This window comes from Schaalia sp. ZJ405, from assembly GCF_011038885.2.
Lineage (GTDB): Bacteria > Actinomycetota > Actinomycetes > Actinomycetales > Actinomycetaceae > Pauljensenia.
In genome coordinates this window covers 309,335-322,405 of record NZ_CP064952.1, presented here as the reverse complement: position 1 = coordinate 322,405, position 13,071 = coordinate 309,335, and the positions used below count along the sequence as shown (strand labels likewise).

General features: G+C 59.0%; 8 protein-coding genes. All 8 read right to left on the bottom strand.

The window, feature by feature from the left end; genetic code table 11:
- Positions 1-3 precede the first annotated feature (3 nt).
- Positions 4-1,281 carry an ABC transporter permease gene (locus tag G7Y41_RS01350; RefSeq protein WP_196819526.1) on the bottom strand — a complete coding sequence of 426 codons (1,278 nt, stop codon included), beginning with the start codon at positions 1,279-1,281 and terminating at the stop codon, positions 4-6.
- On the bottom strand, positions 1,281-2,561 hold the full coding sequence (locus G7Y41_RS01345; RefSeq protein ID WP_165316140.1) for a DUF2318 domain-containing protein: 1,281 nt from the start codon (positions 2,559-2,561) through the stop codon (positions 1,281-1,283). Before G7Y41_RS01345 ends, G7Y41_RS01350 begins: the two co-directional genes overlap by 1 nt.
- Before the next feature lie 194 nt (positions 2,562-2,755).
- On the bottom strand, positions 2,756-3,406 hold the full coding sequence (locus G7Y41_RS01340; RefSeq protein WP_165217358.1) for an iron transporter: 651 nt from the start codon (positions 3,404-3,406) through the stop codon (positions 2,756-2,758).
- A gap of 3 nt (positions 3,407-3,409) precedes the next feature.
- Complete coding sequence (locus G7Y41_RS01335; RefSeq protein ID WP_442984251.1) at positions 3,410-5,128, bottom strand: FTR1 family iron permease; 1,719 nt, start codon at positions 5,126-5,128, stop codon at positions 3,410-3,412.
- A 347-nt stretch (positions 5,129-5,475) separates the two neighbouring features.
- Entirely contained in the window at positions 5,476-8,190 is a 2,715-nt protein-coding gene (gene ppdK / locus G7Y41_RS01330; protein ID WP_165316139.1) for a pyruvate, phosphate dikinase, read from the bottom strand.
- Positions 8,191-8,428: 238 nt separating this feature from the next.
- A complete protein-coding gene (locus tag G7Y41_RS01325; RefSeq protein WP_165316138.1) occupies positions 8,429-9,268 on the bottom strand; it encodes a PP2C family protein-serine/threonine phosphatase in 840 nt (279 codons plus the stop codon).
- 201 nt (positions 9,269-9,469) lie between these two features.
- Positions 9,470-11,461 carry an alpha-amylase family protein gene (locus tag G7Y41_RS01320; RefSeq protein WP_165316137.1) on the bottom strand — a complete coding sequence of 664 codons (1,992 nt, stop codon included), beginning with the start codon at positions 11,459-11,461 and terminating at the stop codon, positions 9,470-9,472.
- A 17-nt stretch (positions 11,462-11,478) separates the two neighbouring features.
- On the bottom strand, positions 11,479-12,894 hold the full coding sequence (locus tag G7Y41_RS01315) for an MFS transporter (RefSeq protein ID WP_165316136.1): 1,416 nt from the start codon (positions 12,892-12,894) through the stop codon (positions 11,479-11,481).
- Positions 12,895-13,071: the final 177 nt, after the last annotated feature.

The window sequence follows — 13,071 nt, the reverse complement described above, 5'->3', positions numbered from 1 at the left end:
ACCTCACCTTCCGTGAAGAACTTCGGCGGCGTTCAAGCGCAGAAGGTAGCGGATCGCAGGAATTGATGCCCCAAGAACAACGAGCGCCACGAGGACGGCAACCAACGCGGCAACAACCGGAGCAAAAGCAATTGATGAACGGAAAACCATCAGGCCGATGAGCTGAGCAACGCCCAGACCTGCGGCATATCCGACGAGTCCACCAACGAGGCCCACAACAACGATTTCCGTGAGGAAAAGCGCAATAATCGACCGTCCTCTCGCACCGACGGCTTTCATCAGGCCGATCTCGGAGGAACGCTCCATGACATTCGCTGTCACAAGGTTAGCGATAGCGAGGGCCGAGGCAACGAGGGCCAGCACGGTGACGAGGACCATGAGCAGCTGAGTCTTTTCAAGGATTGTGCCTTCGGACTCTGCGACCTGTCGGACGGGCCTGGCAACCGAGTCCGTCATGACTTCCTCGATCTGGTAGGCAATTGATGAGACATACGCGGTGCAGTACCAGGTTTCCCGTTCCGTCACGGACAGCGAGTTCGGATTCTTCGCGGCCTTGCGCGCCAGGTCATTGTCGGGAGTTGTCAGCGCCGACACCTCGACACTGGAGACAACGCCCGGCTGTCCCAGCAGGTTCTGGGCGATCGCAAGAGGCACGTAGATTTGCTCATCGGCCTCGTCACCGGAGGTAAAAATTCCTCGGACAACAAGGGCGATTGGCTCGCCATTTCGCCTCACGTGGATGGTATCGCCAATGGATACGTGACGGACAGATGCATAGCGTGAGCCGATGACTGCGCCGTTCGGATCGTCGTCACCGACCCACTGGCCTTCCAGACTCCACCACCCGCGAAGTTTGTCCAGGCCCGTGGTCACGCTCTCTCCGGTTTCCAGCGCCAGGTGATGATCAAACCATGTTCCCGTCACGGTGACGTGATCGTCTGAATCATCGGTGACCGTCACGGGCAGCAGCGGCGTGAAGTCGAGGATGTTGTAGGTCCAGAAAATCGTCTTGATCTTCCCGAGCTCGTTTTCACGCAGATACGAACTCTGTCCCATCGTGGAGTCTGTTCCGTAGAGGTCTTCTAAGACCGCCGACCCCTGGGGACGCACGACGATATTTGCACCGTAGGATTTGAGTTCCTGGTTGACCTTATCGCCAACATCAAACATCACCGACAGCATGCTCGTGGCAACGCACGCCCCCAAAGCCACGGTCAGGGCAATCATCGCGTGTCGGTTTCCTCGGCGAGTCAGCGCTCCCCATAGCATCCGGACAAACATTAGGCGAAGACCTCCGCGCTGGATTCCAGCACCGACAACGGAACTGTCAGTTGACCATTGGAGACGTCATAGTCAATGGGGATGGGGTTGCAGCCACCCTTGAAACCAATCGTCGCGATATTCATTGCGACTTCACAGAGTTTGCAGATGACTTTGCCGTCCTTCTCGTAATAGCCGGTTGGACCGCAGATTTCACAGGCATCCAGCGCGACCCCAAAAGACGAGCCGGCCTTCTGAATGACGATAAAGCGGACCTCAACTCCAGACTTCGTTGTGTAGGCAAAACGGTGGAGGTGTCCGTCAGAAACATCGGCCAGCGCGATGACGGCCTTGTCATTCGACACGGAGTAGTCTTCCGGTTCCGACAACTCAACCTGGGCAGACCCGATCGCCACACCGAGCGTGACTAAGAGAGCGCCGCAGAGGTACCCGGCGGCGGCGCCACCGGCCAGAGTTTTCCACAGTTTCACCCGCGCCCGGTTGAGGCGGCCCTGAGCAGGATTCGCAGCCTGAGTGGGGATCGACCGTGTCGCAACAACAATTGAGACGGCGACGAACGCGAGGACAGCCATCGCCGCCAGCGGGAAAACAGCTTCGTGGTTGATGAACCAGGCAATGACGTTGAAGACGTCTTTCGAGAGGACAATCGTGCGGCGTGCTTGGAGGATGCGGACGATCAAGAGGAGATGCGTCAACGCCAAAACGCCAACGATCAATGCCGTCGGCCAGATGCTCCTCGTGAGAGAGCGCCGCAGAGCGATGAGTTTCGCCGACACCCACGCAAGCGCACCAACGATCACCCAGCCCAAGGTATATCCCAGCAGGGCCATGACCATCGGCGTTGAAAACAGCTCAAACCCCGTGGGGAAAAGCATGACGACCTGCGCCATTGCCGTTGGCACGCTGCGGAAGATGACCAACGCGAAGTACGCGAACGCCACCCAGCGAAGGATCGCATCCTCCCGACAAGCAGGTGCGTCGTCATCGCGTCGAGAATGTCGGGCAACGAGGACGAGGACGATCGCCGCACACACGATGACCATCGGAAGAGTCCACAGGCCCACGGTCTGTCTATTCACGGCTTTAGGCCACATCGTGTTAACCACCGACAGCACGGCAGAGGCGACGAGGCCGAGGCCGACACCACCCGCGATGATCCTTGTCCGTCGGGACTGTGCGCCTCGTCCTCGTCCCTGGGAGGGCAGAAGGGGAACTAACGCACCGATGGCAAGGCCCGTCAGGAGAAGCGTGAGCGTTACTTCGCTCATCTGTTCAATCATCGCGATGTCAATCCTTCACATATCGCACGAAAACGCCGCACTCATGGCGGCGTTGATTCGAGCGACCGGGGTCATGTCGTGGAGCCTCAAGACGATCGTGCTCCACCAATGGGATGGTGAACACTCACGTTCACCGATCACCCAGGCGGGCGGTCACGCACCAGATAGGGGTGAGCGCGTGACCGCCCCGCAGGTCACCATTCAACAGCGGTGGGATCCCACTGCCAGTTCGTGAACTCGGCAACGAGAGGTTCGGTCCAGTAGCGTCCCTCAACACCCGTCGCCTTGTCGGTGTGCAGCATCCATCCGGATTCTTCCGGCGACTTGATGATGAACTGCACCGTGTATGTGCCGGCCTCGAGCTTGGGCAGGTTGATGCCGTAGTGCGGACCATCGGAGGCGACCATCGGCATAAAGGTGCCCTCCTGGACAACCTTTCCACCCTCGCCAAGAATCCGGTAATCCACGGTCAGCCCGGGGATGAAGTCGCCGGCGCCGTAGCCCAGCTTGTTGTTGGGCGCGGCAGCAATGTCAGCTTCCATGTGCATCGATGCCTCGGAAGCGGGGGTGCCCATCGCGGGTTCCATCTCAACTGGTTGGAAGTACACGCCAGCGACGGTCAGAGGTCCAACGAACACCTCGTCACCCAGAGGGAACTCGTCGAAGCCTGCATCCTCACCGGGTGCTGCGCCCTCACCGGACTGCATCGGCTCAGAAGCATGCGAGTGGTCGTGGTTGTGCATCTCATCGGACGATTCTTTTGTGGATGGGCTGCACGCTGCCAGACCGGTGATGAGGGCAGCGGCCGCGAGGGCAGCACCCATGCGAATGTGAGAGCGTTTCATCAATCATTCTCCATGTTGAGGGTTGGTTGCATTGTTGGTGACCGTCGTTAGGGCGCGTCGATTGCGCACAGCACCCCAGGCATAGAGCCCAACGATGATCATGAGAACCAGTGCCTGTGCAGCAAGGTTCTCCACTCGGGGATAGATCCCCAAGAGGTCAATGGTGGGGAAGCCTTCAAGGTAGGTCAGTGAAACCACATCGGCTTCCTGGAGTTCCTTGATTCCGGCTCCCGTGAATGTGAACGCCATGATCGCCAGGAGGATCGACGTCACTGTAAAGAATGGACGCAGCGGGATGCGTATCGCTGCGAATTGGATGAGGAGGAAGACAACGATCAGAGCAAGAGCCCCGACGCCCAGGCCCATCCAGACGTAGCCCACAGCGTCGCCGGCGTTTGAGAAGACCGGGACGTAGAAGAGGATTGTCTCTGCTCCTTCACGCAGCACCGCGAGGAACACGATGAAGACGAGGCCAAAAAGGGATCCGTTGGTCAGTGACCGGTCCGTTGTGTCTTTGATATACCGGTCCCAGGCTTGTCCGGAGGACTTGTTGATCATCCAGTTGGACACCCAGATGAGCATGGCGACGGCGAATAGTGCGGTTACCCCTTCGAGGAGTTCCTGGTTGGCTCCGGCCGCAGCTTTGACCAGGGTAAAGAGGACGGCAAGCGCCACGGAAGCCACAAGTGCCAGCCCAACACCGAGCCACACAAAGCGCGTCTTGTCGCGATGCCCCGCTTTCGTCAGATACGCCAACACAGCGGCAACAACGAGGATCGCTTCCATTCCTTCGCGGAGAATCACCGCAAGTGACGGCAGGAATCCCGTGAGCCAAGGGCTCGTCATTGCGGTCTGAGCACCGGTGTAGCCATCAAGAGAATTCGCGTCTTCGCGAAGAAAGTTTTTCAGAGTGGCAACGTGCTCGGCCACTGCCTGGTCGTCGCCCTCGTTCATTGCTTTCTTGACGAGGGCGAATTCCATTTCGACGCTGGATACTCGATCACCGGAAATCCGCGCCATCACCTGCTTCTCAAAGCCAAGAACTTCATAGCGACGGTAATACGCTTCATTCACGCCGTCCTTGCCGCCTTGAACATCTCCGTCAAGGTAGGTCTTTTCCGCCCGATCGAGGATGCCTGCCATGTCTTTGGCAACCTCGCCCCAGGCTCCCGGGCTGTAGTCGTTCGCGTTCCCCGCGCCGCCACCCGATCCGCTGGTTCCGTCGAGAACTGCGGCGTCTTCGCTCAGATAGGTCTTCAGAGTCTGCGTGTGCTGCTTGACCCCCTGGTCGTCGCCCTCGTTCATTGCTTTCTTCACGAGGGCGAATTCCATCTCGACGCTGGACACTCGATCACCGGAAATCCGCGCCATCACCTGCTTCTCAAAGCCAAGAACTTCATAGCGACGGTAATACGCTTCATTCACGCCGTCCTTGCCGCCTTGAACATCTCCGTCAAGATAGGTCTTTTCCGCCCGATCGAGCATCTGCCCCATCTCTTCGGCGACAGCTGTCCACGTCTGTTTTTCGTTCGCAGCGCTCACCTGGGCATTGATCGCAGCTGAGCGTGCGTCCACAGGTTGTGCGATGGCAGGTGTTGTCCACGAAAAGATCGCACAAAGAACAGCCCCGATGAGGAGGACAGATGAGAACCACAGAACCGACGACTGGTGAGCCGACCGAGCGAGCGTCTGCGTGGGTGCCGAGCGTCGACGAGGGTGCACGCTAATTTGCCTCCTATATCACCGCAGGGATACGCGGGATGCCCGGCGAGGAGGGACGTCAATTGTCATTGGCATCCGTGCACTCGCTGAGCGCGATGAAAACCTTACTCATGAAGCCTAGCGACATTTTGCTAAGGCGTAAAGAAGCAATATAAGTATAACCTAATTAATTTTGCGTCAGACTCATCACATTACTGCGACCTCCTCATGTCTGCCATGATCTTCATCTCTGATATCACAGCGAATACCGGTGTCCCACCCCCCCCCACCCGCTCAAAGGCAAACCGGGTCCGCACCGTCCTTTCGGACAGTGCGGACCCGGCCTCTACAGGGTCAGCGACTCAACGTCACGCCGTGGTGGAGCCACCACCGACCGCAGCGCGGCCAGCCTCAAGACGAGCCACAGGAACACGGAACGGAGAGCAGGACACGTAGTCGATGCCGACCTCGTGGAAGAAGTGGATCGATGCGGGATCGCCACCGTGTTCGCCACAGACACCGAGCTTGATATTCGGTTTCGTTGAACGTGCGCGACGCACGCCCTCAGAAACCACGGTGCCCACACCGTGAACGTCAATGGACTCAAAGGGAGACACGCCGAAAATTCCAGCCTCGATGTAGTCGGCGAAGAACACGCCCTCAACATCGTCACGGGAGAAGCCCCACACCGTCTGGGTGAGGTCATTCGTGCCGAAACTGAAGAAGTCGGCTTCCTCCGCCAAGTCTTCGGCGGTCATTGCCGCACGCGGAAGCTCGATCATTGCGCCGATCGTGATCTTCGACAGGTCAACGCCTCGATCAGCGGACACCTGAGCGATGATGCTTTCGCCTTCCTCGCGGATCAGCTGAAGCTCACGGACCGAGCCAACCAGCGGAACCATGATCTCCGGACGAGGATCAAGACCGCGGGACACAAGTTCAGCAGCGGCCTCACACAGAGCGCGCATCTGTAGCCCAAAAAGACCGGGGAGGTAGATGCCAAGGCGAACACCGCGCAAGCCGAGCATCGGGTTTTGCTCATGGAAGCGACGAACCGCGACGAGCATCTTCTCATCGTCAGGATCAACCGTCCCCGCAACCCGGTCAACAGCGACCTTGACTTCCAGGTCACCTAGAGCCGGCATAAATTCGTGCAGCGGCGGGTCAATGAGGCGAACCGTCATCGACTTTCCATCCATGACCTCAAGCATCTGCAAGAAGTCCTGCTTTTGCAGTTTCTCAAGCTCATCGAAGGCATCCCGACGTTCCTGCGAACCCGCTTCGGAGAGAATGGCGCGCTCAACCAGCGGACGACGTGCGCCGAGGAACATGTGCTCGGTGCGGCACAGGCCAATGCCTTCGGCACCGAACTCAATGGAACGGCGAGAATCCTCCGGCGTATCCGCATTCGCGCGGACCCGCAGACGGCGAACCTTATCGGCGTGGGTGAGCAGGCGATCAACGGACTCAACGAGTTCACGAGTGCCTTCGTTGTCACCAGCAGCTTCGAGGCCAGCGGCGAGGCCGTGCGCAAGATAGGTTGTCACCGGGGAATCCACAACCGGCACGTCACCGATGAAAATTTCACCGGTCTGGCCATCAATCGCGATGACATCGTCCGCTGTCAGAACACGGTCCCCGATCTTCACGGTGCCAGCATCGGCGTTGATGTCGAGGGACTCCGCACCACACACGCAGGTCTTGCCCATTCCACGAGCAACAACGGCAGCGTGCGATGTCTTACCGCCACGAGCCGTGAGCACGCCCTCGGCAGCAACCATGCCCGGGAGGTCATCCGGATTCGTTTCGCGGCGCACGAGGATGCATTTGACACCGGCGGCAGCGGCGGCCTCAGCCTGAGCGTTGTCGAAAGCGATCTTACCGACGGCGGCACCCGGAGAGGCGGCCATACCCTTGGCAACGAGTTCTTTGTCAGCTTCGGCGTCGAATTGCGGGAACATCAGCTGGGTCAGCTGTTCACCCGTCACGCGATCAAGGGCTTCGTTGCGGGTGATGAGTTTCTCCTCAACGAGCTGCGTCGCGATACGGAACGCGGCGGCGGCGGTGCGCTTGCCAACGCGGGTCTGGAGCATCCACAGTTTGCCCTGTTCAATGGTGAACTCAATGTCACACATGTCGCGGTAGTGGGTCTCCAGCTTGCGCATGATCGCGCGCAATTCGTTGTACGACTTCTCATCGATGCGCTCAAGATCGGCCAGTGCCAGGGTGTTGCGGATACCGGCAACGACGTCCTCGCCCTGAGCGTTTTCCAGGTAGTCGCCATACACGCCGGAGTGACCCGAGGAGGGGTCGCGCGTGAAGCAGACACCCGTGCCAGAACCCTCACCCATGTTGCCGAAGACCATCGTGCAGATGTTGACGGCGGTGCCCAGGTCATGCGGAATACGCTCACGGCGACGGTAGATGCGTGCGCGATCGGTGTTCCACGAGCGGAACACGGCTTCAATCGCCATGTCCATCTGGGTGCGAGGATCCTGCGGGAAGTCCATTCCCTTGGTCTTGGCAACAATTTTCTTGAAGGTCTCCACCAGACCACGCAGGTCATCGGCGTTGAGCTCGGTGTCTCCCGTGACGCCTCGTTCCTTCTTGAGGTCATCGAGAGCGTCGGCGAAGAGGTCGCCGTCGATGTCGAGCACCGTCTTGCCGAACATCTGGATGAGGCGACGGTAGGAGTCCCATGCGAATCGCTCGTTGCCCGACTTCTCAGCCAGACCCTTGACCGACTCGTCATTCAGGCCGATGTTGAGGACCGTTTCCATCATGCCGGGCATCGAGAACTTCGCACCGGAACGAACAGACACGAGGAGAGGGTTCTGGGGATCACCGAGGCGACGACCCATGAGGTCCTCGACGCGACGCAGAGCGGTGGTCACTTCCGTTTCCAGCGACTCAGGAACAACGGAGTCCTTCAGGTAGGCACGGCAGGCTTGCGTGGTGATGGTGAATCCGGGGGGAACTGGAAGCCCCAGCTTCGTCATTTCTGCCAGGTTGGCACCCTTGCCTCCAAGCAAGTCCTTCATGGACTTGTCGCCCTCGGAAAAATCGTAAACGTACTTGACCATTGAGGTCCTCAACTTCCGTTGTCGCTGCGTAGACCCATCGTTGGGTCGCTTCAGGAGAATCGTACCAAATTCGGGACTTAGGGCCCTCAAAACGACCACTGCGCAACATCTGTTGCCCGGGAGGGTCATGATCGGGGCCCTGTGGGCCCTCACGGCCTTCGCCTCAGCTGTTCTTCAGGGGGCGGTGATCACGGCGCGTCTGATCGACACAGCCCCCACCTCGATTGGTGGTGTTTCCTTACTCTCGGCCGGTGACGCGAGGACGCACGGCCTGGACGAGGCGTTCGGTGATAGGTCGGGAATTTCCCACGTGTTGCTGCGTCGTGGCGCGCACAACTAGCGCGCTTGCGTTATCTCGGGTTCCCGCTCCCAGGGCTGCCTGAACGAGGAAGTGCGCGATGTCGGCAGGAGAGTCTCCCGATGTTGCTGCGCGATGGAGGTCGTCATCAGACAACACACCGTGCACCCCATCGGTGCAGAGAATCGCAACATCACCGTCAACAATGGGAACGACTGCGTAGTCTGCTTGAGGTGACCCCGGGAGCCCACCACCGAGAGCGCGCGTGACAACGTGTGCCGAGGGAACAGCAAGCTGGGTGTGCGTGGCCTCCATGAGGTCCTTCGCTTCCTGGATCGCCGTGTGGTCCTTGGTGATCTGGCGAATTGCTCCTCCTCCGACCACGTAGGTCCGTGAGTCCCCGATATTAAAAGTTAACCAATACGGGTGTTCACTGGTGTTTAACGCGAGCACCCCGGTCACGGTTGTCCCAGGGGAATTCGACGGATCGTCAGGATCTGCAAGCTCAGCAACTGCATGACCCGCAGCCTCAATAGCTGCGTCAAGATCTGTGACATCTAGGCGGCGTTCCCCACGGAATGCGGAGGTCATGACAGAGCCGAGCGTGTGGACGGCAACCGCAGATGCCTGCGCTCCCCCGGCATGACCACCCATCCCATCGGCGACAACGAAGAAAGGAGGTGCTGACAGCCACGAGTCCTGGTTTTCGGTTCTCACCGGACCCGCATCCGTGGCGGCTCCCCAGTCGATGCTCAGGGATGTGTCAAGCCGTGATTCCACCGTGCCTCCCAAGACATGTCGTGCGATCCTGCCCTCTGCGGGCCGCTGCGATCAAGGAGACGGTGATGGCACCGCCTCGCTTCTATTGTCACTCAGAATGGCACAGCGCATCCCCGTTGTTCATTGATCGTCCGCCACCCGTATCGGCATGGACCAGCCACCGCATGTCACCCCCCTGTCACAGAGCGGCACGCAATGACCCTAGTTCTCAGCTCCGCCGTCCTCCCCTCTGACTAACCACATGGGTTGGTAGGGAGCCAGGGCAATTGTCCCATCGCTGTCCACCCGCACCGAGTGTCCGCTCAGCGCATCAACCGCGTTCTCAAGTCCGTACTGGCCAAGCCGCCACCCGGGCCAACTCCTGTGTGTCGGGGTGACGTTATATAGACCGACCATTGTCCCCAAGGGATGATGACGCACCGTGACGAGGACACCGGGATCATCAACCGCTCCGATTTCTGTACGCGTCGACGCTTCAAGATACGGCAACGATGCCCTGACCTTTGCCAGGTGAGCGATGGACTCAAAAACGCGTCCGGGAATGGTTGAACGGTCGTGGCGAAGCGCGACCGCGTCCTCGTCAAGTCGAGGACGATGCGCCCACCGGTTGTCCGCCTCGTGGCCTTCCTCCTCGGCCCAGTGCGGATCGTTGAACTGTCCAAGCTCGTCGCCGCTCCAGATGACGGGAACGCCGCCCCAGCCGAAGATCATCGCGTTGACGCAGAACAGCGCCTGGATCGCCAGGTCAACGTCCTGGTTGGCACGCACCGTGTCAATGGGGTTGACGCTGTCTTTCATTTCCTTCGCACGCTCAGCCGCGACCTCAAGGCCAATGAGCGAGGCCGCGGTTCCTGAAATCCGGCGATCGTTAGTCACCGGGTTGTATTGGAACACGAGGCCGCGCGCATTCGACCCTTCGTAGAGGCCCGAATACCAGTCGGAGAGGAAGACTCTGTGCCAGTAGCCGGACAAGCCGACCGCTCCGGCATCGTGGTCGGAGATTGCCCAGCCAATGTCGTCGTGACACCGGGCGTAGCAAATCCACGTTGAGCTCGCCGGAGCCACCGGGAGGGAACCGAGCGCATGAGCGGTCAAACGCACGTCCTTCGTGGCCATCATCGACCAGATCTGCACCATGAGGGAATTGTGATACGCGAGGTCGGAGACCTTGCCGGTGTAGCGACCACGCCCCAGGTACTGCATGAGTTCCTCGGGCGCAACGATCGCCTCTGCTTTGAGGATCACCGCGGGGCAGGCGATGCGCACAAGCGCATGAAGAACCTCCGTGATCGCGTGAACCTCGGGTTGACCTTGGCAGTCCGTCCCCTTGCGTTTGCCCATAAAAGCAATCGCGTCCAGGCGCAGGACCTCAACCCCTTGGTTCGCCAAGTTGAGGATGATGTCCCCGTATTCGACGAGCACTTCAGGGTTCGCCCAGTTGACATCCCATTGGAAGGAGTTGAATGTTGTCCACACCCATCCCTGAGCTTCCTCGTCCCAGGTGAAGTTTCCGGGGGCGAAATCGGGGAAGATCTCCGGAAGAGTCTTTTCGTACTCGTCCGGTTCTGTGCGATCGGGGAATATGAGGAAATAGTCCCGGTACTTTTGCTCGCCGGCTCGCGCGCGCCGCGCCCACTCGTGCTCACGGGCAACGTGGTTGAGGACGAGGTCCATCACCAGCGACATCCCTTTTGCACGGAGTTCACGCGTGAGAACGCGCAGGTCCTCCATTGTTCCAAGATCCTCGCGGACCGTGCGGTAGTCCGCAACGGCATAACCCCCGTCAGAATCCCCGGGTCTGGGCGTGAGCAGGGGCATGAGGTGGAGATAGGTGACTCCTAGTTCTTGGAGATAGGGAATCCGTCGGACAACGCCACGCAGGTCACCACCGAAGCGCTCAGTGTAGGCCGCGTATCCGATGCGATCGGGAGATTGGATCCAGTTCGGATGAATCATCCGGGATAGGTCGAGCCTTTTGAGATCGTCATCGCGCTCAACGTAGGAACCGGCCGCGGCTTCAACAAGGTGTTTCGCCGTGTCGATTCCCCGTTGCGCACCATAGAGAGTGACGAGGCCGTCGAGCAGGTCTGGACCCCATTCGTCGAGGCGCGCGAGAAAAATCTCGCGTGCCGTTGGATCCAGGGACTCCAGCGCCGATCGCGCAGCATCGCGAACATCCGTGGGCAGTGGCATGATTCCTCCCCCGAGCCTTACTTTTCTGCTGCGGCAAGCTCCGCCTGAACAAGTGGATCAGCGTCTTTGCGCGTGTTGATCCACTGAATGAGGACGCCGGCGATTGCCAGGCAGACACCGGCGAAGACCAGGGCGTTCGTTGGCGATCCGCCAAGCAGGTTCTCAAAGATCCAACCGAAGGTCAGCGTCTGGATGAGCTGGGGGATGACGATCATCATGTTGACGACGCCCATGTACACGCCTTGGCGGTCGCGTCGAATCATCCGCGAAATCATGATGTAGGGAACACCCATGATCGAGGCCCAGGCGATGCCAATACCCACCATCGGGATATAGAGAATCCAGTGCTTGCCCGTTGCGTCGATGTGCGTCAGCGCGTAGAAGCAGACACCTGCGAGGATCAGGCAGACCATGTGGACATTGCGCGGCCCCACCTTGTTTGCCAGTGCAGCAAGGAAGAGCGCAGCGATCGTGCACGAGATGTAGTAGACCGCCATGAGCGAGGCCGAGAATGCCGTTGCCTGAGCGAAGGCCTCAGACTTGGCATAGTTCTTGTCGGCAAGGTCGACAGACCAGAGCGTGACGGCCATTGCCAATCCCAGGTATTGCCAGAAAATCTGCATTCCGTACCACTGGAAGAGATACACCACCGAGAGTTTCTTCAGGCCGCGCGGCATCTCGATGATGGCAACCCAGACGTCGCGAACGAATCCGAAGGAGCCTTCCTCTTTCTTCTTCCGTTCAAGTTCCGCGCGCTGCTCGGGAGTGGGTGGGAGTTCTTTGGTAGACAGAACACTGACGAGGACGGAGCCGATCGAGCAGACTGCGCCGATCATGAAGGCTCCGAATACCCAGTAGGGAATACCCACAGCCGTTGCTCCGGAGAGAACAACTTCCAATCCGGCCAACGACAGGGCTGCGAGAGCAGAGCCAGCCCCCGTGAAGAGGGACTGTGTGAGGAAGCCCTTGGCGAGCTGATTGTTCGGCAGGCGATCTGCGATGAAAGCTCGATAGGGTTCCATAGCGGTGTTATTTGACGCATCAAGGAGCCAGAGCAGCAGCACTGCCATCCACACCGCGGTGACGAAGGGGAATAGGAACAGGCAGATCGAACATCCGATGGCACCGATCAGGAAGAAGGGTTTGCGTCTGCCCCAACGATCCGACCACGTTCGGTCGGATAGTGCCCCAATGAGGGGTTGAATAAGTAGTCCTGTGACGGGTCCTGCAAGGTTGAGAATCGGTAGGTCCGCAGGGTCTGCACCGAGGATCTGATAAATCGGTGAGATCGCATTCTGCTGCATACCGAAGGAATACTGAATACCAAAGAAGCCGAAGTTGAGAAGAAGAATCTGCAACATCGACATCTGTGGCTTATGTGCAAGATCCGCTACTGACTGCGTATTGTCTGAACCACTGGGACGCTTAGTCATGGTCACTCCTCCACACGAAACATGTGATTCACACCATAAAATAAGATGGTTCCAGCGAACTTTTCGCGGTATGTTCAGATCTTGAGATAGTTGATTTTTCCTCGTTCACCGGCTGAAGGCACCCGAGCAAACACCAGCAATGACAACGAAAAGACGGGTGACCTGCGACTGGGGCAA

Coding starts and splice junctions, on each gene's coding strand:
- G7Y41_RS01350 (WP_196819526.1), bottom strand. CDS start 1,281: ATGTTTGTCCGGATGCTATGGGGAGCGCTGACTCGCCGAGGAAACCGA.
- G7Y41_RS01345 (WP_165316140.1), bottom strand. CDS start 2,561: ATGATTGAACAGATGAGCGAAGTAACGCTCACGCTTCTCCTGACGGGC.
- G7Y41_RS01340 (WP_165217358.1), bottom strand. CDS start 3,406: ATGAAACGCTCTCACATTCGCATGGGTGCTGCCCTCGCGGCCGCTGCC.
- ppdK (WP_165316139.1), bottom strand. CDS start 8,190: ATGGTCAAGTACGTTTACGATTTTTCCGAGGGCGACAAGTCCATGAAG.
- G7Y41_RS01320 (WP_165316137.1), bottom strand. CDS start 11,461: ATGCCACTGCCCACGGATGTTCGCGATGCTGCGCGATCGGCGCTGGAG.
- G7Y41_RS01315 (WP_165316136.1), bottom strand. CDS start 12,894: ATGACTAAGCGTCCCAGTGGTTCAGACAATACGCAGTCAGTAGCGGAT.